24 protein-coding genes are annotated in these 22,890 nt (G+C 39.4%); 22 read left to right on the plus strand and 2 right to left on the minus strand.

All coding sequences use genetic code 11. From position 1 onward, the window contains the following. Positions 1-16: 16 nt before the first annotated feature. A protein-coding gene (locus tag D2A30_02580) for an IS3 family transposase (GenBank protein ID ULL21975.1) occupies positions 17-1,368 on the plus strand; the annotation gives its coding sequence in 2 pieces (ribosomal slippage) (positions 17-473 and positions 473-1,368; 1,353 coding nt in all). A 53-nt stretch (positions 1,369-1,421) separates the two neighbouring features. On the opposite strand, the gene D2A30_02585 is transcribed toward D2A30_02580, so the two are convergent. After that, positions 1,422-1,850 carry a NusG domain II-containing protein gene (locus tag D2A30_02585; GenBank protein ULL20552.1) on the minus strand — a complete coding sequence of 143 codons (429 nt, stop codon included), beginning with the start codon at positions 1,848-1,850 and terminating at the stop codon, positions 1,422-1,424. A 313-nt stretch (positions 1,851-2,163) separates the two neighbouring features. After that, a complete protein-coding gene (locus D2A30_02590) occupies positions 2,164-2,352 on the minus strand; it encodes a transcriptional regulator (GenBank protein ULL20553.1) in 189 nt (62 codons plus the stop codon). 266 nt (positions 2,353-2,618) lie between these two features. On the opposite strand from D2A30_02590, the gene rsmH reads away from it, so the two are divergent. From rsmH to D2A30_02695, 21 genes are all read left to right on the plus strand, one after another. Then, positions 2,619-3,569 (plus strand): 16S rRNA (cytosine(1402)-N(4))-methyltransferase RsmH, encoded by a 951-nt coding sequence (gene rsmH, locus D2A30_02595; protein ULL20554.1) that lies wholly within the window; start codon positions 2,619-2,621, stop codon positions 3,567-3,569. A 10-nt stretch (positions 3,570-3,579) separates the two neighbouring features. Next, entirely contained in the window at positions 3,580-3,903 is a 324-nt protein-coding gene (gene ftsL / locus D2A30_02600; protein ULL20555.1) for a cell division protein FtsL, read from the plus strand. Beyond that, positions 3,903-6,152 carry a penicillin-binding protein gene (locus D2A30_02605; protein ULL20556.1) on the plus strand — a complete coding sequence of 750 codons (2,250 nt, stop codon included), beginning with the start codon at positions 3,903-3,905 and terminating at the stop codon, positions 6,150-6,152. Before ftsL ends, D2A30_02605 begins: the two co-directional genes overlap by 1 nt. A 1-nt stretch (position 6,153) precedes the next feature. Further along, entirely contained in the window at positions 6,154-7,152 is a 999-nt protein-coding gene (locus tag D2A30_02610) for a phospho-N-acetylmuramoyl-pentapeptide-transferase (protein ULL20557.1), read from the plus strand. Positions 7,153-7,241: 89 nt separating this feature from the next. Beyond that, complete coding sequence (locus D2A30_02615; GenBank protein ULL20558.1) at positions 7,242-8,075, plus strand: hypothetical protein; 834 nt, start codon at positions 7,242-7,244, stop codon at positions 8,073-8,075. Positions 8,076-8,154: 79 nt separating this feature from the next. Further along, positions 8,155-9,498 (plus strand): DEAD/DEAH box helicase, encoded by a 1,344-nt coding sequence (locus tag D2A30_02620; GenBank protein ID ULL20559.1) that lies wholly within the window; start codon positions 8,155-8,157, stop codon positions 9,496-9,498. A gap of 18 nt (positions 9,499-9,516) precedes the next feature. Further along, positions 9,517-9,741, plus strand: coding sequence for a DUF4059 family protein (locus tag D2A30_02625; GenBank protein ID ULL20560.1), 225 nt, complete (start codon positions 9,517-9,519; stop codon positions 9,739-9,741). A gap of 12 nt (positions 9,742-9,753) precedes the next feature. Next, positions 9,754-10,671 carry a thioredoxin-disulfide reductase gene (trxB, locus tag D2A30_02630; protein ID ULL20561.1) on the plus strand — a complete coding sequence of 306 codons (918 nt, stop codon included), beginning with the start codon at positions 9,754-9,756 and terminating at the stop codon, positions 10,669-10,671. Positions 10,672-10,680: 9 nt separating this feature from the next. Further along, positions 10,681-11,220, plus strand: coding sequence for a DUF177 domain-containing protein (locus tag D2A30_02635; protein ID ULL20562.1), 540 nt, complete (start codon positions 10,681-10,683; stop codon positions 11,218-11,220). 95 nt (positions 11,221-11,315) lie between these two features. Continuing rightward, complete coding sequence (locus tag D2A30_02640) at positions 11,316-12,743, plus strand: NADP-dependent phosphogluconate dehydrogenase (GenBank protein ULL20563.1); 1,428 nt, start codon at positions 11,316-11,318, stop codon at positions 12,741-12,743. A gap of 81 nt (positions 12,744-12,824) precedes the next feature. Continuing rightward, on the plus strand, positions 12,825-13,514 hold the full coding sequence (locus D2A30_02645; protein ULL20564.1) for a DNA-binding response regulator: 690 nt from the start codon (positions 12,825-12,827) through the stop codon (positions 13,512-13,514). 79 nt (positions 13,515-13,593) lie between these two features. Further along, entirely contained in the window at positions 13,594-14,721 is a 1,128-nt protein-coding gene (locus D2A30_02650; protein ID ULL20565.1) for an AI-2E family transporter, read from the plus strand. A gap of 205 nt (positions 14,722-14,926) precedes the next feature. Beyond that, positions 14,927-16,174, plus strand: a complete 1,248-nt coding sequence (locus tag D2A30_02655; GenBank protein ULL20566.1) for an aminoacyltransferase — start codon at positions 14,927-14,929, stop codon at positions 16,172-16,174. After that, the gene (locus D2A30_02660) at positions 16,152-17,399 is read left to right on the plus strand and encodes an aminoacyltransferase (protein ID ULL20567.1); all 1,248 of its coding nucleotides are present in this window, start codon (positions 16,152-16,154) and stop codon (positions 17,397-17,399) included. Before D2A30_02655 ends, D2A30_02660 begins: the two co-directional genes overlap by 23 nt. A gap of 73 nt (positions 17,400-17,472) precedes the next feature. Beyond that, on the plus strand, positions 17,473-17,964 hold the full coding sequence (gene nrdR, locus D2A30_02665) for a transcriptional repressor NrdR (protein ULL20568.1): 492 nt from the start codon (positions 17,473-17,475) through the stop codon (positions 17,962-17,964). After that, positions 17,951-19,102 carry a replication initiation/membrane attachment protein gene (locus D2A30_02670; protein ID ULL20569.1) on the plus strand — a complete coding sequence of 384 codons (1,152 nt, stop codon included), beginning with the start codon at positions 17,951-17,953 and terminating at the stop codon, positions 19,100-19,102. The genes nrdR and D2A30_02670 overlap by 14 nt, the downstream gene beginning before the upstream one ends. Beyond that, positions 19,102-20,001, plus strand: a complete 900-nt coding sequence (gene dnaI / locus D2A30_02675; protein ULL20570.1) for a primosomal protein DnaI — start codon at positions 19,102-19,104, stop codon at positions 19,999-20,001. The genes D2A30_02670 and dnaI overlap by 1 nt, the downstream gene beginning before the upstream one ends. Next, the gene (locus D2A30_02680; protein ID ULL20571.1) at positions 19,998-20,183 is read left to right on the plus strand and encodes a hypothetical protein; all 186 of its coding nucleotides are present in this window, start codon (positions 19,998-20,000) and stop codon (positions 20,181-20,183) included. The genes dnaI and D2A30_02680 overlap by 4 nt, the downstream gene beginning before the upstream one ends. Before the next feature lies 1 nt (position 20,184). Next, positions 20,185-20,712, plus strand: a complete 528-nt coding sequence (locus D2A30_02685; protein ULL20572.1) for an NADPH-dependent oxidoreductase — start codon at positions 20,185-20,187, stop codon at positions 20,710-20,712. Between the two features lie 296 nt (positions 20,713-21,008). Next, complete coding sequence (locus D2A30_02690; protein ID ULL20573.1) at positions 21,009-22,319, plus strand: ribosome biogenesis GTPase Der; 1,311 nt, start codon at positions 21,009-21,011, stop codon at positions 22,317-22,319. 231 nt (positions 22,320-22,550) lie between these two features. Beyond that, a complete protein-coding gene (locus tag D2A30_02695; GenBank protein ULL20574.1) occupies positions 22,551-22,889 on the plus strand; it encodes an MFS transporter in 339 nt (112 codons plus the stop codon). Position 22,890 lies beyond the last annotated feature (1 nt).

Genomic DNA, 22,890 nt, shown 5'->3' on the forward strand with positions numbered 1-22,890 from the left:
TTGGGGTGCTATTTTTATGAAATTGAGCTATGAAGACAAAATCGAAATCTATGAACTACGTCAAAGTGGTCAGTCTATCAAGAACTTGTCAAAACAGTTTAATATTGCAGAATCTGTTATCCAATATATGCTTCGACTGATCGATAGGTATGGAATAAACATTGTCAAGAAAGGAAAGAATACCTATTATTCTCCAGAACTCAAGCAGGAAATGATTGATAAAGTACTTCTTGATAAGCAGTCAGTCCTCTCCGTCTCGCTTGACTACGCCCTGCCAAATCGTGGAACTCTTCCAAACTGGATAGCACAATACAAGAAAAACGGGTATACTATTGTTGAGAAAACAAGAGGGAGGCCACCAAAGATGGGGCGTAAACCAAAGAAAACCTGGGAAGAGATGACGGAGTTAGAGCGACTTCAGGAGGAAAATGAGCGCTTACGCACTGAGGTGGCTTACCTAAAAAAGTTGAGGGAGCTTCGTTTAAGGGACGAAGCCAGAGAGCAAGAAAGGCTCAAACAGTTAGAGAGATGGTCGCAGAAGGATTCCGACTAGATATACTGCTGGTTATTTCTCAATTAGCTCCTTCTACCTATTACTATCAAGTCAAGCAACTGGATAAACCAGATAAAGATAAGGAGTTAAAAGCTGAAATTCAAGCCATTTACGATGAACATAAGGGAAACTATGGTTACCGTCGCATTCACCTTGAGTTAAGAAATCGTGGATTTTCTGTCAATCATAAGAAAGTACAACGGCTGATGAAGGAGCTAGGATTGACTGCTCGTATTCGTCGACGTAAGAAATACAAGTCTTACAAGGGGGATGTGGGCAAGAAATCTCCCAATCTCATTGAAAAAATCTTTGAAGGAGCTAAGCCTTTTGAGAAGTGCTATACAGATGTGACTGAGTTCACTCTGCCAATTTGTTCTGAAAAACTCTATCTATCACCTGTTCTGGATGGCTATAATAGCGAAATTATTGCTTTTGCCTTGTCACGTTCTCCCAACCTCATACAAGTCAAGACTATGCTTGATAAAGCCTTTCCTGAGGAAACTTACCCAAATACCATTCTCCATAGCGACCAAGGTTGGCAATACCAACATGAAGCTTATCATCGTTTTCTTGCCAGTAAAGGCATACGTCCGTCCATGTCTCGCAAGGGAACTAGCACGGATAATGGCATGATGGAGTCCTTCTTTGGCATTTTGAAAACAGAAATGTTTTACGGATTTGAGAAGAATTTCAAGTCACTGGACCAACTAGAGCAAGCTATCACTGATTATATTTTTTACTACAACAATAAACGCATTAAAGCAAAACTAAAAGGACTTAGTCCTGTTCAGTACAGAACTAAATCCTTTCACTAATATTTTTTGTCTAACTTTTTGGGGTCAGTACACTATTGACTGTGTCTTATTTATTATAATGGTAAAATGAGTTCTTCTTCCTCAGAGTTGTCCCCACCGACAGCTTTAATTTCAATCAGGAGATTGTGAGGCAGGCAAACGGAAAGTTCACCTGGTTGGCTAATCCAGCCAGTCATCACAGCAATCTGGTCAGGACTATTGTCCTCTTTGTCACGAATCCGTTCGCCATCAACTTCAATGATGTTGTATTGTCCTTCGTTTGGATAATAGGTAATTTCTTGATGTGGAGTATCTTTTGACAATTCAAATTGATCGACGACCTCCCCGTTTATCCTAACATATGCAATGATTTTAGTTTCATTTGACTGTGACGTTAAATGCGTGTATGTAAAAAATGCTGGGACAAAGGATAATAGAAGGGTCAGTCCAATTAATAGATAGTCAAATAATTTGAATTGTTTGAGAATGGATTTGAATGTCATATACAGTCTATTGTATAGAAAAAAACTTACTTTGTAAAATGTTGGATACAGATTACTTTTTCAATTGTTTATAGAAGAGTAGGATGGCTGACATTCCCCAAAATCCAGCATGAAGTGGCTGTATTTTCCCAGCGAAAAATACAATGGAGAAAGTTAGGACAAAACCTGCAAAGAGAAACCAGAGGAGTGGTTGATGATTTGCCAGATGTCTGCTCTGCTATTGCCCCAAAGCTGAAAGAGGACAAAGAGGAGGATAAAAATAAGGGTAGAGTTAAAGTTTTTGCGTGTATTCTTTTTCATGATATTTTCCTTTCTATTCATTCCAAAAGAGGCTATTGAGATCAGTCTGTAAAGCTTTGGCTAGGTTGATACAGAGGTCTAGCGAGGGATTGTATTTGTTGTTTTCAATCATGTTAATGGTTTGCCTGGATACGCCGATGGCTTTGGCTAGTTCCAGCTGGGAAATACCTAGCAGTAGGCGATAATCTTTGACACGGTTCATGGGTTCTCCTTTCGTGTAAAATATATGCGACATTCTATTGTAAAGAGAGAGGATAGACTAGCTATCCTTATGCACGATGTCAATTATATGCGACGGTTGGTTGTAAAAAATGAGGGAGACCTCTCTATTGATGTCAACTATATGCGACATATTTCTTTACTGTTAGTATATACCTGTTCATATAAGTTGTCAACTATATTTGACATATTTTTTGTAAAAAGTTTGCAACATCTTTTTGATTTAATTTGTGGTACAATAGAAAAGATATGACCAAGGAATTTAATCACACAACTGTTCTCTTGCATGAGACAGTCGATATGTTAGACATCAAACCAAACGGAATTTATGTAGATGCAACGCTGGGCGGGGCTGGTCACAGTGAGTACTTGCTGAGTCAGTTGACGGATGGGGGGCATCTATATGCTTTCGATCAGGATCAGACTGCTATTGATCATGCTCACATTCGCTTAGCATCCTATATTGAAAAAGGACAGGTTACTTTTATTAAGGATAATTTCCGTCACCTCAAAGTGCGCTTGGCAGAGTTAGGTGTAACAGAGATTGATGGAATTTGTTATGATTTAGGAGTATCTAGTCCACAGTTGGATGAGCGGGAGCGTGGATTTTCTTACAAACAAGATGCTCCGCTCGATATGCGGATGAATCGTGAGGGACATTTGACAGCTTATGATGTGGTCAATACATATGACTATCATGAATTGGTCAAAATCTTCTTCAAGTATGGAGAAGATAAGTTTTCCAAGCAGATTGCTCGTAAAATTGAGCAAGCGCGTGCAATAAAACCAATCGAAACAACGACAGAGTTGGCTGAATTAATCAAATCAGCTAAGCCTGCGAAAGAGCTAAAGAAAAAGGGGCACCCTGCCAAGCAGATTTTCCAAGCTATTCGGATTGAGGTCAACGATGAGTTGGGAGCGGCAGACGAATCTATCCAGCAGGCCATTGACTTATTGGCTCTGGATGGACGGATTTCGGTTATTACTTTCCATTCTTTAGAAGATCGGTTGACCAAACAACTCTTCAAAGAAGCAAGTACGATTGATGTTCCAAAAGGTTTGCCATTTATTCCAGATGACTTGAAGGCGCCACTTGAATTGGTCAATCGTAAGCCTATCTTACCGAGTCAAGAAGAATTAGAGGCAAATAATCGCGCGCATTCAGCCAAACTGCGTGTTGCTAAGAAAGTACATAAATAGGAGAGAGTCTATGTTGCAAGAAAAACGTAGAGAAGCCACTATGCGAGTTATCGGTGATAAGATAAAAACATTTGATCGCGTTGAAAAAGCTTTCTATACTAGTATTATTATGTCGGGTATTGTTTTAGCGATTGGAATTGTCTTTTTGCAAACAAGGCTCTTACAAGTTCAATCAGAAATGGCTAAGGTCAACCAAGAAATTAGTCAAAAGCAAGTTGAAATTAATGATGCAAAACAAGCTGCCAACGAATTACTCCGTTCGGCAAGATTGATGGAGATTGCTGAGAAGGCAGGACTATCTTTTAATAATGATAATATTGGAGTAGCAGAGTAATGCCCAGAAGAAACAATAAACTCTTGCGATATGTCTTGAAAAATCGCTATATTCCTTCCAAAAATCGGCGGAGAGTTGGACAAAGTTTACTGATAGTGTCGATTTTTGTATTTTTTATTTTCCTGATTAACTTTGCGATTATTATAGGTACAGATTCGAAATTTGGTGTTGATCTTTCTGAAGGAGCGCAAGCAGTTCATCAGAAAGAGGTTACTGTACAGGCGAAACGTGGAACCATTTATGATCGCACAGGGGTTCCAATTGCAGAAGATTCAACAACCTATACGGTTTATGCGATTATTGACAAGGAATATGTTTCTGAGTTAAAAGAAATCTTGTATGTCCAGTCGTCCCAATTTAATCAAGTGGCACAAGTATTTAATCAGTACCTTGGAATGGAGGAGGATTATGTTCTTAAGCAATTAAATCAACAAGATTTGAATCAAGTCTATTTTGGTACTTTAGGAAAAAACATTTCCTATAATACTATGACTACGATTCAAGAAAAGATGAAAGCTGCTGGAATTGAAGGAATTCATTTTAACGCCAGTCCTGGTCGAATGTATCCAAATGGAAACTTTGCTTCCATATTTGTTGGATTAGCCAATCCGGTTGAAAACTCTGATGGAAGCAATAGTTTGCAAGGAGTAAGTGGGTTAGAATATTATTTAAATGATATTTTGGCTGGACAAGACGGTAAAGTTGTGTATGAAAAAGATAGTCAGGGCCGTGTTCTTCCAGGAACTGAAGAGGTCGTGACTGAGACAATTGATGGTCAAGATGTGTACACTACTCTGTCTGCAGATTTGCAAAGATCGCTTGAAACAAATATGGATACTTTCTTTAACAATGCTAAAGGTAAGTATGCAAATGCTACCTTAGTTTCTGCGAAAACAGGTGAAATTTTAGCTACAACACAACGCCCAAGTTATGACCCAGATACAAAAGAAGGGCTTGGTGCTGAAGGACTGCTAGAACGCTCCTTGCTATATCAAGAAGCTTATGAACCAGGATCGACTATGAAAGTTCTTACTGTAGCGTCGTCTATTGATAACGGAACTTTCGATCCAAATGAAACTTATACCAACAATGAATATGTGATTGCAGACGCAAAAATTAATGACTGGACACTCAATGCTGGATACTCTGCGGTCACACTAAACTTTGCACAAGGCTTCTCTCTGTCCAGTAACGTTGGAATGACACTGCTTCAACAAAAAATGGGTGACGAGAAATGGTTGAATTATTTAACCAAATTCCGCTATGGCTATCCAACTCGTTTTGGTATGGGTGATGAGGCGCCAGGATTGATTCCAGAGGATAATATTGTAACGATTGCCATGTCAACTTTTGGACAAGGTATATCGGCCACCCAAACACAGATGCTTCGCAGTTTTACAGCAATTGCTAATAACGGTATCATGTTGGAACCAAAATTTATCTCAGCTCTATATGATCCGAACACGGATACAGCTCGACTTTCTAAAGTGGAAGAAGTTGGAAATCCTGTTTCAGAAAAAGCGGCGGACGATACTCTTGGATATATGATTAATGTCGGAACGGATCCTGTATTTGGGTCACTCTATTCATACGATTTGCAGGGACCTTCAATTGTTGTTGATGGATATGATGTTGCAGTCAAATCTGGTTCGGCGGAGATTGCCGGTGAAGATGGGCAAGGGTATATTAAGGGTGCCTATATTAACTCCGTTGTGGCAATGGTACCTGCCGAAGATCCAGAATTTATCATGTATGTAACTATTCGACAACCGGAATCACTTAATGTTATGTCGTGGCGTGATATTGTCAATCCGACTTTAAAAGAGGCAATGTTACTAAAAGATAGCTTGAATCTCGATTCTGCAGCTCCTGCTTTGTCACAAGTAACGACAGAGACTGAATACAAATTACCGGATCTGATCGGTAAATCTCCAGGGGAAACTGCTGAAGAACTTCGTCGGGAGTTAGTTCAACCTGTTATTCTAGGAAACGGTTCTGAAATCAAGAATGTTTCTGTGGAAAAAGGAAGCGTGGTCGCAGCGAATCAACAGATTCTCTTGTTAACCAATAAATTTGAAGAAATGCCTGACCTTTATGCCTTAACCAAAGAGAATATGGATCTTTTTGCAGAATGGACGGGTATTGAGGTGACCTATAAGGGTACTGGTTCAAAAGTGGTTGATCAGAGTGTTGAAGTTGGAACTGCTTTGATGAATACAAAGAAAATTACAATTACTTTAGGAGACTAACATGCAATTTGCACTTATGTCAGGATTGGTTGCTTTTTTGGCAACAGTAGTCTTAATCCCTCGATTTATTACTTTTTATCAAGCTAAACGCATTGAAGGCCAACAGATGCATGAAGATGTCAAGCAACATCAATTTAAGGCAGGAACTCCGACGATGGGGGGAACTGTTTTTCTAGTAGTTGCGATTCTGGTTAGTTTTATCTTCGCAGCAACGACTCACATGTTGACTGGTGGCGTTATTGCCATTCTATTCATTTTAGCCCTTTATGGTTTGGTGGGATTCTTGGATGATTTTCTGAAAATTTTCCGTAAAATTAACGAAGGCTTGAATCCGAAGCAAAAGCTTGCCTTGCAAATCCTTGGTGGCATTGTCTTCTACTTTGTGCATGTGCGAGGAGCTGGTGGGGGTGAACTAAACGTATTTGGCTATATGCTAAATCTGGGAGTTCTCTATTTTCCTTTTGTACTATTTTGGTTGGTTGGCTTTTCAAATGCTGTCAACTTGACCGATGGTATTGATGGACTTGCCTCTATCTCAGTTGTCATTAGTTTATTAGCATATTCTGTTATTGCTTATAAAGAACAGAAGTTTGATATTCTTTTAGTCTGCTTGACCATGATTGGTGGTTTGCTTGGATTCTTTGTTTACAACCACAAACCTGCCAAAATATTCATGGGAGACGTAGGAAGTTTAGCGCTCGGAGGTATGTTGGCGACAATTTCGATCGCCCTCCGTCAAGAATGGACTCTCCTCCTTATTGGCCTGGTCTATGTCATTGAAACGTCCTCTGTTATGTTGCAAGTTTCATATTTTAAATACACCAAAAAACGCTTTGGAGAAGGTCGTCGTATTTTCCGTATGACTCCTTTCCATCACCATTTGGAGCTTGGAGGATTGACCGGAAAAGCTAAAAAATGGAGCGAATGGAAAGTTGACTTTTTCCTCTGGTCAGTCGGTCTCATCATGAGCTTGATTACCCTAGCTATTCTTTATCTATAAAATGTCAGAAACAGCAGAAATGCTGTTTTTTACCTTGACAAATATGGTCGGGGGGGGTAAAATGGTGAGAGAATTGGTGGAGGATAGAAATGGAACAATTCAATCAAGAACAGTTATATGGAGTGGTTATTCAAACCATGACAGCTGCTAGTCGACTTCCTATGGTTAAAGTCAATCGGGAAGAATTTTTGAAGACTCGTTTTAAAGATAGTCCCTATCTAGATAAAATTATTGCGGATGGACCAACGGCGGTCTTCACTACAAAAGCTTTGCGTAAAGAAGCTGAAAAAATCATTAATGATATGACTATGAAAACATCTTTGATTTCTTTCGCAGCTGGTTTACCGGGGAACCCATTTACAGCGGTGGCGGCAGGTACTGCTGATATAGTTCAGTATTTTGGTTTTGCCTTGAATTTGTCGCAACAAATCGCTTATCTTTTTGGTGAAGATGAATTATTTGTTGGTGAAGGGAAGGAAATTTCAGAAGAGGTTCAAATCCGCATTATTGCCTACATTGGTGTCATGTTTGGAGCAGCTGGTTCAGCAGTTCTTCTCAATAAAGTATCCAAGACAGTCGGAACTAATATCGGTAAAAAAGTAGCTATGCAGGCTTTGACCAAGACAACTTGGTATCCCTTGGTGAAAAAGGTAGCCGCAGTGATTGGTGTGAAAATTACCAAAAAGACTGTTGAAAAGACCATTGCCAATGCAGTTCCGATTTTGGGTGGTCTGATTTCAGGAGGTTTGACCTATTTTACTTTCCAACCCATGGGAGGGATGTTGGCAGACACATTTGTGAAAAAAATAAATGGTGATTTCGATAGCGAACTAGAACTCAGCGAAGCCTTCAAGGCTAGTTTGGCAGAGGAAAAAGAACTAGGTATTATCGAGGCAGAATTTACTGAAGTAATTGAGAGTTAATGAGGGCGGGTATCCGTCCTTTTTGCTTGTCCACCTAAATCGTGCTATAATAGGGGGAAATACAACTAAAGAGGAAACTATGAAATTTACAGATATGAAGCTCAAGCCTTATCTTCAAGAGGCATTGAAAGAAATAAACTTTGTCCAGCCGACAGAAGTTCAGGAAAAATTGATACCGGTTGTTTTGTCAGGGCGTGACTTGATTGGAGAATCAAAGACAGGATCAGGGAAAACCCATACCTTTTTGATTCCAATTTTTCAAAAATTAGATGAAGAAGTAGACCAAGTTCAAGCAGTTATTACGGCACCATCGCGCGAATTGGCAACCCAAATCTATCAGGCAGCTCGTCAGCTGGCTAGTCATTCTGAAACCGAAATTCGAGTCAGCAATTATGTAGGTGGTACAGACAAGAATCGTCAGATTGACAAGCTCCAAGCTGGGCAACCCCATATAGTCGTTGGAACACCGGGTCGGATTTATGATTTGGTGCAATCTGGAAATCTTGCTATTCACAAGACGAAAATCTTTGTAGTGGATGAGGCTGATATGACACTGGATATGGGTTTTTTAGAAACAGTGGATAAAATTGCTGGAAGTTTGCCTAAAGATCTTCAATTTATGGTCTTCTCAGCGACTATTCCTCAAAAACTGCAACCATTTTTGAAAAAATACTTGTCCAACCCAGTTATGGAACAAATCAAGACCCACACTGTGATTTCTGATACGATTGAAAATTGGTTGATTTCGACAAAAGGTCGTGACCGTAATGCTCAGGTTTTAGAGGCAACCAAGCTCATGCAACCTTATTTGGCAATGATATTTGTGAATACTAAGACGCGTGCGGATGAATTGCATAGCTATCTGACAGAAAACGGTCTTCGTGTTGCAAAGATTCATGGGGACGTTCCGCCACGTGAGCGGAAACGAATCATGAATCAAGTGAAAAACTTAGACTATCAATACATTGTAGCGACCGACTTGGCTGCTCGTGGTATAGATATTGAGGGTGTCAGCCATGTCATTAATGATACCATTCCTCAGGACCTTTCTTTCTTTGTACACCGTGTCGGTCGTACAGGACGTAACGGTTTACCGGGTATTGCCATTACCCTTTATCAACCGAGTGATGATGAAGATATTCGAGAATTAGAAAAACTAAATATCAAATTCTTGCCTAAAGAAATGAAAAATGGTGAGTTTGTTGATACCTATGACCGTGATCGTCGTGTAAACCGTGAAAAGTCTCGTGAAAAACTAGATTTGGAAATGATTGGTTTGGTCAAGAAGAAAAAGAAAAAAGTCAAACCCGGCTACAAAAAGAAAATTCAGTGGGCTGTTGATGAGAAGCGTCGGAAAAACAAACGGGTTGAAGCGCGTGCTAAAGGCCGTGCGGAACGGAAGGCGAAACATCAAACCTTTTAAGAGTACTGAGGGAATATAATGTTACAAAATATTTTAAGCTTTTATTTACAAGGACTCTTGATTGCAACGATTTTTGTTATTGTGATTAGTTTTATTTGGTTTTTAATCCGCGCTAGCAAGAGCGTAGATAAGACCTTACAAGAACGACACGACTTTTTATTTGATTTACTGATGATTAATGTTATGACGATTCCGATTGTGGCTTTTGGAGTCGTCAGTATCATTTTGATGATAAAAGTATAGAGGGAAAGAATCATGTACGATACAATTGTAATTGGTGCAGGCCCAGCCGGGATGACAGCAGCGCTGTATGCGGGGCGGAGCAATCTAAAAGTGGCCTTATTAGAACGTGGTATTTATGGCGGACAGATGAACAATACCGCTGAAATCGAAAACTATCCGGGTTACGACCATATCTCAGGTCCTGCCTTGGCGGAAAAGATGTTTGAGCCTCTGGAAAAATTTGGAGTGGATCATATTTTTGGAACCTTGATTCGAATTGAAGAGGATGGTCCTATTAAAAAAGTTATCACTGAAGATGGCGTTTTGGAAACCAAGTCAATCATTCTGGCTATGGGTGCAAAACATCGCTTGCTTGGTGTGCCTGGAGAAGATACTTACAATAGCCGTGGTGTTTCATACTGTGCAGTTTGTGACGGTGCTTTCTTTAGGGGTCAAAAACTCTTGGTTGTCGGAGGTGGCGATTCTGCGGTAGAAGAAGCTTTATTCTTGACTCAATTTGCCGAGTCAGTGACCATTGTTCACCGAAGAGACCAGCTTCGTGCTCAAAAGGTTATTCAAGACCGTGCATTTGCCAACGAAAAAATAAATTTTATCTGGGATAGCGTAGTGGAAGAAATCAAGGGTGATGATCTTCGTGTGCAAAGTGTTGTTATTAAAAATGTAAAAACAGAAGAATTCAGTGAACTTGATTTTGGTGGCGTCTTTATCTATGTTGGTTTGAATCCGATGACAGAATCGGTTGCAGATTTAGGAATTACGGATGAAGCTGGCTGGGTCGTTACAAATGAAAAAATGGAAACGAGCAAAGCTGGTATTTATGCCATCGGCGATATTCGCCAAAATCAACTTCGTCAAATTGCAACTGCAGTTGGAAATGGAGCAGTTGCTGGACAAGAAGTTTACAACTACATCACAGAACTAGTTGAATAGGGGAATACAATGTTTCATATTTATGATATTCAGAAAAATCCAGATGGTATTTCCTTCGAAAAGACCTTGGATTTACATGAAGAATTGCAGGCACGAAATAGTGAAGTTCTAGGATTGTCACCTGTACAAGTATCTGGTAATGTTCGATTTGAGTCAGGCTTTTTTTTCTTAGATTATCAGATGACCTATGATATCACCTTGGCTTCTAGTCGTTCACTACAACCAGTGGTTTTACATGAGACTCAAGAGGTCAATGAGCTGTTTGTAGCTAACGAAGCCGTACTCAAAGAACAAGATTTGATCGATGAAGATATGGTTTTAGTGGTGGAGAATGATCAGATTGTCCTAGATGAAAGCGTGGCGGATAATATATTGCTAGCTATTCCAATCAAGGTATTGTCACCTGATGAAGAAGCTGAAAAGGACTTGCCGGCAGGTCAATCATGGACATTGATGACAGAAGAAACCTTCCAGCAGCAAGCACAAGAAAAGAAAGAGGCTAATAGCCCCTTTGCTCAATTGCAAGGACTATTTGAAGAGGATGAATAGTCCAAGCCTTTGGATGGTTAAATTATCAGAAAATTCTTGTCAATTTTGGATTTTCGGTGTATAATGAAAAAGATACTAACAAGAGGAGTAAACTAATGACAAAAGCAAATTTTGGTGTTGTAGGGATGGCTGTTATGGGCCGCAACCTTGCGCTTAACGTTGAGTCGCGTGGCTATACAGTAGCCATTTATAACCGTTCTGCTAATAAGACTGAGGATGTTGTGGCAAGCAACCCTGGAAAAAACTTGGTACCTAGTTATGATGTAGAAAGCTTTGTTGCTTCTATTGAAAAACCTCGCCGTATCATGTTGATGGTTCAAGCTGGACCTGGTACAGATGCAACAATCCAAGCATTGTTACCACACTTGGATGAAGGTGATATCTTGATTGATGGCGGTAACACTTTCTATGAAGACACAATTCGTCGTTCTAAAGAATTAGCAAACTCAGGAATTAACTTTATCGGAACAGGTGTATCTGGTGGTGAAAAAGGTGCTCTTGAGGGTCCTTCTATCATGCCTGGCGGTCAAAAAGAAGCCTATGAGTTGGTAGCAGACGTTTTAGAAGAAATTTCAGCAAAAGCCCCAGAAGATGGTGCGCCATGTGTTACATACATTGGTCCGGATGGTGCTGGTCATTATGTTAAAATGGTTCACAATGGTATCGAGTATGGAGATATGCAATTGATCGCTGAATCATATGATTTGATGCAACATTTGCTCGGCTTGTCTGTTGATGAAATGGCTGATATTTTCACTGAGTGGAATAAGGGTGAATTAGATAGCTACCTGATTGAAATCACTGCGGATATCTTGAAACGCAAAGATGATGAAGGTCAAGATGGACCAATCGTTGATTATATTTTGGATGCTGCTGGTAACAAGGGTACTGGTAAATGGACTAGCCAATCATCACTTGATTTGGGTGTGCCATTATCATTGATCACAGAGTCTGTATTTGCTCGGTATATTTCTACATACAAAGAAGAACGTGTGGCTGCAAGTAATGTTCTTCCAAAACCAGCTCCGTTTGCCTATGAAGGGGATACGGCTGAATTGGTCGAAAAAATCCGTCAAGCCCTCTACTTTTCAAAAATTATGTCTTATGCACAAGGCTTTGCACAATTACGCGTAGCATCTAAAGAAAACAACTGGAACCTACCATTTGGTGAAATCGCAAAAATCTGGCGTGCGGGTTGTATCATTCGTGCTCGCTTCTTGCAAAAAATTACAGATGCATACGGCCGTGATGAAGATTTGGCAAACTTGCTTTTGGATGAATACTTCCTTGATGTAACAGCGAAATACCAACAGGCTGTTCGTGATGTTGTTGCTTTGGCAGTTCAAGCAGGAGTTCCTGTACCAACTTTTTCTGCAGCGATTACATACTTTGATAGCTATCGTGCTGAAAACTTACCAGCCAACTTGATTCAAGCACAACGTGACTATTTTGGTGCTCACACATATAACCGTAAAGACAAAGAAGGTGTCTTCCATTACGACTGGTATAGCGAATCAAAGTAAGAATAGATGGGCGTTAGAGCGCCCTTCTTTCTAGTCATGATTCGATTCCTAAACCATGCAACTATAGAAAAAGGATGAACAATGGCTAAGAAAATTTTGATTGCTGGGAAAGAGCGTAATCTTTCACATTTTGTTTCCATGGAACTTCAGAAGAAGGAGTATATCGTTGATTATGCTTCAACAGGGAAAGAAGCTTTATCACTAGCTCATGAGACAGACTTTGATTTGGTTTTGATGAGTTTCCAATTATCCGATATGTCCAGCAAGGAGTTGGCTAAGGAGCTTCTTGCAATCAAACCTGCTACGGTGATGATTGTAGTTGTCGAACCAACAGAAGTGGCTGACCATGGGGAAGATGTATTGACGTATGCGGTATTTTACGTTGTGAAGCCATTTGTTATTAGTGACTTGGTGGAACAAATTTCCGATATTTTCCGTGGTAGAGATTTTATTGAAACAAATTGTAAACAAGTTCATTTGCATGCGGCCTATCGAGATTTAAAAGTTGATTTTCAAAACCGAACGGTCACTCGGGGAGATGAGTTAATCAACTTGACACGGCGAGAATATGATTTGCTGGCGACGTTGATGAATAGTCCGGAACCAGTTAGCCGAGAACAGCTTCTTGAACGGGTCTGGAAGTATGAAGCGGCCTCTGAAACCAATGTTGTGGATGTCTATATCCGTTATCTTCGTGGAAAATTAGATGTTCCAGGACAGGCTTCCTATATTCGGACGGTACGTGGTTTTGGCTATACCATGAGAGATTAGAGACAAGAGAGAGTGTAAAGCTCTTTCTTTTTGTTTCTACCTATGTTAGAATGGTATAGATTGTAAGGAGTATGAATCTATGAATTTGAAATTGAAAGAGCAGTTGATTTTGCTCATTTTTGCTGGAATGGTCTTATTAACAGTTTTAAATTGGTCAACAGTTTATAGCGGAATCTTAACGGTACTTGGGAGCATGAACTCACTTCTTATTGGTGGACTTTTTGCCTTTATATTAAATGTTCCAATGAAAAAAATAGAGGACTTGATTGAAAAAGTTTCTTTTTTAAAAAAATCCAAGCGAGCTCTTGCCATCTTGGGTGTACTCATTGCCTTCATCTTAATCGTCACAGGACTGGTTCTTATTGTTCTACCAACGCTTGTAACAACTGTATCGGAATTAGTTTCCGTTAGCAGTACAGCCGTTCCGAAATCGATCAATGCTTTTACAGCATTTTTACAGTCTTATGGCCTGCTATCTGGTCAGATTGGTGAACAAGTTACGAGTCTATTGGATCAATTGAAGAATTTGACCTTTGTATCCAGTCTCGTGACGCCGATACTTTCTGGACTCGTCTCAAATGTGACAGGGATTTTCTCGAATACAATGACGTTAGCCATGGCTTTCTTCTTTACCTTAGCCATTTTGGGTAGCAAGGAACACTTACTATCTATGACACAAAAATTATTACAAGCTATCCTACCGACAAAAGCTGTCAAGGTAGTCAATTATATTGGAGAAGTGATTATTGATACCTATGATCGATTCTTGATGAGCCAGATTGTCGAAGCGTGTATCATCGGGGTTTTGGTATTTGTAAGTTACTCTGTTTCAGGAATCCCTTATGCAAGCATGGCTGGGATCTTAGCAGGTGTATTGTCCTTTGTGCCCTATATTGGTCCATTTTCAGCATGTCTAATCAGTGCTCTCTTTGTTGCTGTTCAAAATCCATTGCTGGCTCTGTGGTCTATTGTACTCTTCCAAATTATACAATTAATTGAAGGAAATGTGATCTACCCCCGTGTTGTCGGGCAGTCTGTAGGACTTCCTACTGTATTTACTTTGGCAGCAGCATTGATAGGTGGTAATTTATTTGGTCTGTTAGGTATGGTCTTCTTCACACCGATCTTTGCAGTTATTTATCGATTGGTAAAAGAATGGGTATATAGTCGACTAAAAACAAAAAATCAGATTGTTGAAGGAAAGTGATTTATTCGCTTTCTTTTTTTTGTTACATTGTTATGATTTGACAAACAAGAAGAAAAATGTTGAAATACTAAACAGAGAATATTGCTATTCTGTAGTAAGGATTTAATAGATTAACAGGATATTAATGAAAGGAATGTGACCAGGTAGATGTGTTACATTCTTTAGGAGTTAGTCTTAGAGTGACTAGATTGGAAGTACATAATAAATGAGTTACACATATACAATTGGTATAACTGTGGAAGAGCATGATACATTTGTAAAGAATTCTCATCAGGCAAATCTCTTGCAAAGTAGTTCTTGGGCTGATGTAAAAGTTGGTTGGCAAAATGAGAGACTAGGTTTTTACAAGGATGGTAAATTGGTTGCAGTCGCCTCTGTGTTGATCCGAAAACTGCTTTCTCCAGCAAGCTTTACAGTCATTTACATACCAAGGGGTCCAGTGATGGACTATCAAGACAAAGAGCTGGTTTCTTTTGTCCTAACTTCTTTAAAGGAGTTTGGAAACCTACATCGAAGTATTTTTATTAAGTTTGATCCATTCTTGCTCCTTTCAAAACGGGATATGGATGGAAAAATAGAAGATAGTCAACAGACATTTGAGATAAAAGATTTGTTGGTTGACTTAGGCTGTAACTGGTCAGGTCGCTCTAAAATGATGGGTGATACAATTCAACCAACCCATCATGCGGTTTTATATAAGGATGTTTTTTCAGAAAATTCCTTACATAAACGGGTTCGTCAAAACATTCGCACTGCGAGAAATAAAGGACTTGAGATTAGCATTGGTCGAGAAGAATTGTTAGATGATTTTTCTGAGTTGTTGAAAAAAACTGAGAAGCGAAAAGCTATCCACTTACGTGGAAAAGAGTACTATCACCGAATTTTAACAGCATACCCAGAAGATTCTTATTTGACTGTGGCATATTTAAATGTAGTTGATCGATCTGATCACATCACGCAGCAAGTTGAAAAATTAATAGAAGAAAAAAATACATTTACTTCAAAAACACGTCAAACTAAAGTTGATAATAATTTAAAAGAATTGAATAGATTGAACACTGAATTAGATTTCTTATCTTCCTTGATGGAAACGAAGGGAAGTTTTGTTCCATTGGCAGGAACATTGACCATCAATTTTGGAACAACATCTGAAAACATTTATGCTGGGATGGATGAAGATTTTAAACGTTATCAGCCAGCTCTTCTAACTTGGGTAGAGACAGCTAAGCAAGCATTTGAACGTGGTGCAAGTTGGCAAAACTTGGGTGGAATTGAACCAAAATTGGATGGTGGATTATATCAGTTTAAGTCACAATTTAATCCTACTATTGAGGAGTATATTGGAGAATTTGATCTGATACTTTCGCCCATTCTCTATAATATTCTTCAAGCTATCCTGAAAAAAATAAAGAAGTTGAGGAACATTAAACATGACATTTTCTCAGATAAGTAAGAATGAATTTGTTCAGCACTGCAAGCTCGTAAGTGAAAAATCGTTTTTTCAATCCCTTGAAATGGGAGAACTTCTAACTAAACGAGGTTACGATGTTCGATTTGTTGGGTATCGAGATAACAGTTCTACTATCGTTATTTCAAGTCTAGTGTTCTGTAAGAAGATGTTTGGCGGTCTCTATATGGAGTTAAACTCTGGTCCAGTCGTTAGTGATAACAGTTATCTGGACAAATTTTTTCAGTCGTTAAGAGATTATGCAAAACATGAGGGTGTTTTGGAGCTGGTCGTTAAACCTTCTCAAACCTATCAAACTTTCGATAGTAATGGTCAGCCGTTAGGTTTTGAGGATACTCATTTGATTGAGATGTTGACTAAGAATGATTTTCAGTATGATGGTTTACAAACGGGTTATCCAAATGGAGAGCCAGTTTGGCATTATGTGAAGGATTTGGAGGGGATTACTGAAGATACCTTAGTATCCTCCTTTAGTAAAAAAGGGAAAGTTCTTAGTAAGAAGGCTAATAGCTTTGGACTGAATATTACTAGATTAACAAAGGATGAACTACCACGATTTAAAGCTATAACAGAAGCTACTTCAAACAGAAGAGATTATACAGATAAACCGTTAGAATATTATCAAGATCTATTTGATACATTTAGTGATGGAGCAGATTTCTTGATTGCAAGTTTGAATCTGACTACCTATCTAGATTTATTACATTCTCAAGAAGATAAATTGAAAAAAATAGCAGAGAATTTAGTGCAAGATTTGAGTATAAATCCGAAATCTAGAAAAAAAGGGAATGAACTACGCGAAATCGAAAGTCAAATAGAGAGTTTTGAGCAACGAAAACAAAATGCTGAACAATGGATCAATAAATATGGAACATCTGATATAGATATTGCTGCTAGTTTGTTTATATATACTAAACAAGAATTGGTGTATTTATTTAGTGGTTCACTTGAGGAGTTCAGTAGTTTCTATGCTCCAATCATTTTACAAGAATTCGCAATGAAGAAGGCAATAAAAAAATCTATCAAGTTTTATAATTTCTTAGGGATTACGGGCTTATTCGATGGCTCGGATGGTGTTCTTCGCTTTAAGCAAAATTTTAATGGGTATATTTTGCGAAAACCAGGAACGTTTCATTACTTCCCACATCCTGTTCGCTACAAAATAATACAAGTAATCAAAAAAATAGTATTTACATTGACAGGAAAGTGATTTATTCGCTTTCTTTTGTTTTTGTGCAAATTATGCTATACTGAGATGATAAAGTTTTCGTAGGAGAGTGAGTATGCGTTGTCCAAAATGTCATAGTTTAAAATCAAGTGTAATAGACAGCCGTCAAGCAGAAGATGGCAACACAATTCGTCGTCGTCGCTCGTGTGACCAATGTGGTCAACGTTTTACCACATATGAACGGATTGAGGAAAAAACATTAGTTGTTGTTAAAAAAGATGGTACCAGAGAACAATTTTCTCGCGAAAAAATCTTTAATGGAATTATTCGTTCTGCCCAAAAGCGTCCTGTATCAACCAGTGATATAGACGAAGTGGTTAACCGCGTAGAACAAAAGGTCCGATCAATTAGTGATGCTGAAATTGAAAGTGACGTAATTGGTAATTTTGTGATGGAAGAATTGGTTGAATTAGATGAAATTACCTATGTACGTTTTGCTTCAGTCTATCGTTCGTTCAAGGATGTTGGTGAATTAGAAAATCTGCTCAAACAAATGATTTCGAAAGGGAGCAAGGTAAAAACGGGAATAATAGATGAAGCCAAATGATTTATTTACCTATATAAAAACAAATGCCTTCATTCCAGATGTTGTCAGTTTGAGTCAATGTTACCAACCCATCATTGGGTTTGATGCTTTAGCGCTTTATTATTACTTTTATAGTTTTTCCGACCAGGGGCAAGGACGTTTTAAATGGACTTCGATTCTCAACCATATGGATTTTGGTATGAATCGATTGGAAAAGGCCTTAGATGTCTTGACAGCTATGGAACTTTTGCAACTCTATCGTGCGGATGAGTTGACTGGAATAGCTGTAAAAGCTCCTTTAACTGTAAAAAACTTTTTAGCCAAGCCCTTGTATAAGAATTTGTTGGCTAAAAAGATTGGTGAAGCTAGTGTGGATAGCTTACTTGTCCATATTCCAAAACAGGAACAAAATATTTCCAAAAATTTTTCACAAGTGTTTACAATGGATGGACAGGTTCCTCTTGTTTTTGAATCCAATCGGGATTTTGATTGGTCAGCATTTAAAGCTCTGATGGCTAAAGATAAACTGTATTTTCAAGATGAAACTGAGGATATTATCGCACTAAGTTACATAGCAGAGCAGGCAGGTTGGACCTGGTTGGAAACCTATCGTCAGGCTAAAATAACAGCTATTGGACATACAATCTCAACTAAACGATTGCAGCAGTCACGTCAGTCATTGCCAAAAGAAAAAAACGACCTCACTGGCCAGGAAAGAGCTATTGTTCGGGAGGCGAAATCGAAATCCAGTCTTGTATTTCTATCTATTTTAAAGGATCAGCGTAAGGCAACTATAACCATGGCTGAGCGGAAATGCTTAACGGATTTGGTAAACATAGGGTTGCTTGATGAGGTGATTAATATCTTGGTTCTCTATACTTTCAATAAGATTGACTCTGCCAATCTCAATGAAAAGTATGCAATGAAGCTTGGAAATGATTTTTCTTACAAGGGAATTGGCAGTGCAGAGGCAGCTGTTCTTTACCTAAGAGAGTTGAAGACAGGTCAAGCTGTCACCAAGCCGAGCCAGCCAAAGAAAAGCAATGTGCCTGACTGGAGTAAGGAAGAGGTTCAACAAGAACATACACAAGAAGGACAAGCCAAGTTGGCTGCTCTTTATCGTGAGTTAGAAGAAATGGAAAATAAAGGAGGTAGCTGATGAAATCAGTTCAAGATAAGTTGTCGCAGGCAACTAACCCTAGCCCAAAATCTTATCAGCAACTCTATCAAGAGATAGTGAGTGATACTGAAGTTGCTGCCTTTATTAAGAAAGAAGGGTTGACTCAAAAGGAGATTACCCTGTCCATTTCCAAATTTTTGGAATATATCAGCCAGCGTGATTTGTTTGTAAAACAAGATGAGGCCTATATCGCCAAAGGTTACCAACCTGTTTTGGTGATGAATGAAGGCTATGCGGATGTTTCCTATCTCGAAACAGAAGAATTGGTCGAATACCGCCGTTTGGAAGCTATCAAGAACCGAATTCAGCTTATAAATATGCCGGCAAGTTTGAAAAATGTCACTGTGGCAGATATTGATAAGAATGATGAAAATCGTGTGGAAGTCATGCTAGCCATAACGGATTTTGTCAAACGCTTTGAAGAAAAACCAAAAGGTCTTTATATCTATGGTAACTTCGGTATTGGTAAAAGCTATTTGATGGCCTATTTAGCTAATTTGTTATCCAAAACCCATCTTCAATCAACCACCATGCTCCATTATCCAACCTTTGTTGTCGATATAAAAAATGCCATCAAAGATGGTTCTGTCAAGGAGCGAATTGACGAAATCAAGTTGGCACAAGTCTTGGTATTAGACGATATCGGAGCGGAGCAACATAGCCCGTGGGTGCGTGATGATGTTTTACAGGTCATTCTTCAGTACCGTATGCAGGAAAATCTGCCGACCTTCTTTACTTCCAATTTCTCCTTTGATGATTTGGAACGTCATTTTGCATCCGGCAAGTCTGGTGATGAGACCTGGCAGGCCAAGCGGGTTATGGAGCGGATTCGTTATTTAGCACGTGATTTACATTTGAAAGGAAATAACCGCCGATGAATGAAACGATTGATTTAATGTTGAACCATAGCTCTGTTCGTCGTTTTACGGAGGAGCCTCTTGTAGCAGAAGATCTTGAAGCAATCATCGCAGCTGGGCGAGCTGCCTCTAGCTGGAAAAATTTTCAGTCCTATTCCATTGTTGTCGTCCAAACAGAAGCAAAAAAAACAAGCACTATATGACTTGGTACCACAGCCTGCCATTCTTCAAGCTCAGGCAATTCTTGTTTTTGTTGGGGACCACAATCGTGCCAGCAAGGCGGCGGAGCTTCATGGTTCAGACTTTGATGCCAAAGGACCAGAGAACCTCTTGATTTCATCAGTTGATGCTTCTTTGGCCGGTCAGAATACCTTATTAGCGGCAGAAAGCTTGGGCTACGGCGGAGTGTTTATTGGACTGATTCGCCACAAGGCTTTAGCAGTAGCGGAGCTGTTCAATTTGCCGGATTATACCTATCCCGTTTTCTGTATTGCTCTAGGGCGGCCTGCTCAACATCATCCAGTTAAACCACGTTTGGCAAAAGAAGCCATTGTTTTCCATGAAGAATATGTGGAACAAGGCGTGGAAGCAATTGAATCATATGACCTAGTACAGACTGAATATGCAGGAGCTCGCCAAACAGAAACCTGGTCTGAGCGCCTAATTGCTCAATTTGGTCAGCCAGAGCAGCCTGAAACGAGGGCTGTACTAGAAAAAAATAAACTATTGTAAGTTATAGTCTTTTTGTTTGCTTTCAGTACTCGCTCAAACTGTCTGGGAGACAGTTTGAGGTTGTTGATAAAGTGAACCAAGTTCACATCAAAAGCTGTAGACAGCTTGTACAGTTTAGCGAACTGTAAAAGGCTAGAAATGATACTTGCGATAGCAAGCCTCTTACGCAAAGTACGGCAAAGCGAGTTCAAATAATGATGACATTATTTGAAGTTGGAAATAGGGAAACGAAGTTTCCTCATGCGTCGACCTTATAAAAGACAAACAAAAATGACCATATTAGAAGAGGAGGAGCTATGGCTCTACCAACTATCGCCATCGTTGGACGTCCCAACGTTGGTAAATCAACCTTATTTAACCGTATTGCAGGGGAACGTATTTCTATCGTAGAAGACGTGGAAGGTGTGACCCGTGACCGTATCTATGCTACTGGTGAGTGGCTGAATCGTAAGTTTTCCTTGATTGATACAGGTGGTATTGATGATGTGGATGCACCTTTTATGGAACAAATCAAACATCAGGCTGAGATTGCCATGGATGAAGCCGATGTCATCGTCTTTGTTGTATCAGGCAAGGAAGGTGTGACAGATGCAGATGAGTATGTATCTCGTATCCTTTATAAGACGAACAAACCAGTTATTTTGGTTGTCAATAAAGTTGATAACCCTGAAATGCGTAATGACATCTACGATTTCTATTCACTCGGTCTTGGAGAACCTTATCCAGTATCTTCTGTTCACGGTATCGGAACAGGGGATGTCTTGGATGCTATCATTGAAAACCTACCAGCTCAGGAAGCAGAAGAAAATCCAGATATTATCAAGTTCAGCTTGATTGGTCGTCCGAATGTTGGTAAATCCAGCTTGATTAATGCTATTTTGGGCGAAGAGCGCGTGATTGCTTCTCCAGTAGCTGGAACGACTCGTGATGCCATTGATACGCACTTTACAGACCCAGAAGGTCAAGAATTTACCATGATTGATACCGCAGGGATGCGCAAGTCTGGTAAGGTCTATGAAAATACAGAGAAATATTCTGTTATGCGTGCCATGCGTGCCATTGAACGTTCGGACGTCATATTGATGGTCATCAATGCTGAAGAGGGTATTCGTGAGTATGACAAACGCATCGCAGGTTTTGCCCATGAAGCTGGCAAGGGAATGATTATCGTGGTCAACAAGTGGGATACGCTTGAAAAAGACAATCATACCATGAAGCAGTGGGAAGACGACATTCGTGACCAATTCCAATACTTGTCCTATGCACCGATTATCTTTGTATCGGCTTTAACAAAACAACGTTTGAATAAGTTACCTGAGATGATTAAAGCCATTAGTGAAAGCCAGAATACCCGTATTCCATCGGCTATTCTCAACGATGTCATCATGGATGCTATTGCTATCAATCCAACACCAACTGATAAGGGTAAACGCCTCAAGATTTTCTACGCGACTCAAGTTGCGACCAAGCCACCGACATTTGTGGTCTTTGTCAATGAAGAAGAACTCATGCATTTTTCTTACATGCGGTTCTTGGAAAATCAAATCCGCAAAGCCTTTGTCTTTGAAGGGACACCGATTCATTTGATTGCACGGAAACGGAAATAAGAACCTGCATTCACAGTTCAGCACTTCCATTCAAGGCTAGTTTTTCAGCTACTCATCGTTTGTTTTTTTCAAAATACAGTCAGTATTCCCCAAATAACTGCCTTGATTAGCGAAAAAACTATCTCTTATATACAAACACTTCACTTGTGAATACAGGTTCGAAAAGAGGGCAACCTCTTTTTTCTTTACACCTATTCGTAAATATGCTAGAATGCACTTGGAGGTGTTGGTATGGTAGCGGTTCCGATTTGGCGTTCTTTTTTGATATTGCTTTCTTTTTCATCATTTTTTCTTGTATTTTATGAAGACAGTCAATACAAACCTTTCGGTCTTCGGTATTGGCTGGGTCTGGTCGCCTGTCTTTGGGTTACTTTTGCGACCTTGATTTCCTATTTTATTGCTTTTACATGTGGTTCAACCATGGTCTATAATCGATTTGAACAGCCTACGGTTTTGCTTTTCATCTTCTTTTTGTTATGTGCAATTGGCCTTAGCTTCCTATCCCTACATACGATTAAAACCCTCGTCCGACGAACAAAGTATTACCGACAGGTCAGAAAGGAAGACTAGT

The sequence above is a fragment of the Streptococcus suis genome (assembly GCA_022354845.1).
In the GTDB taxonomy this organism is placed as follows: Bacteria; Bacillota; Bacilli; order Lactobacillales; family Streptococcaceae; genus Streptococcus; species Streptococcus suis_AA.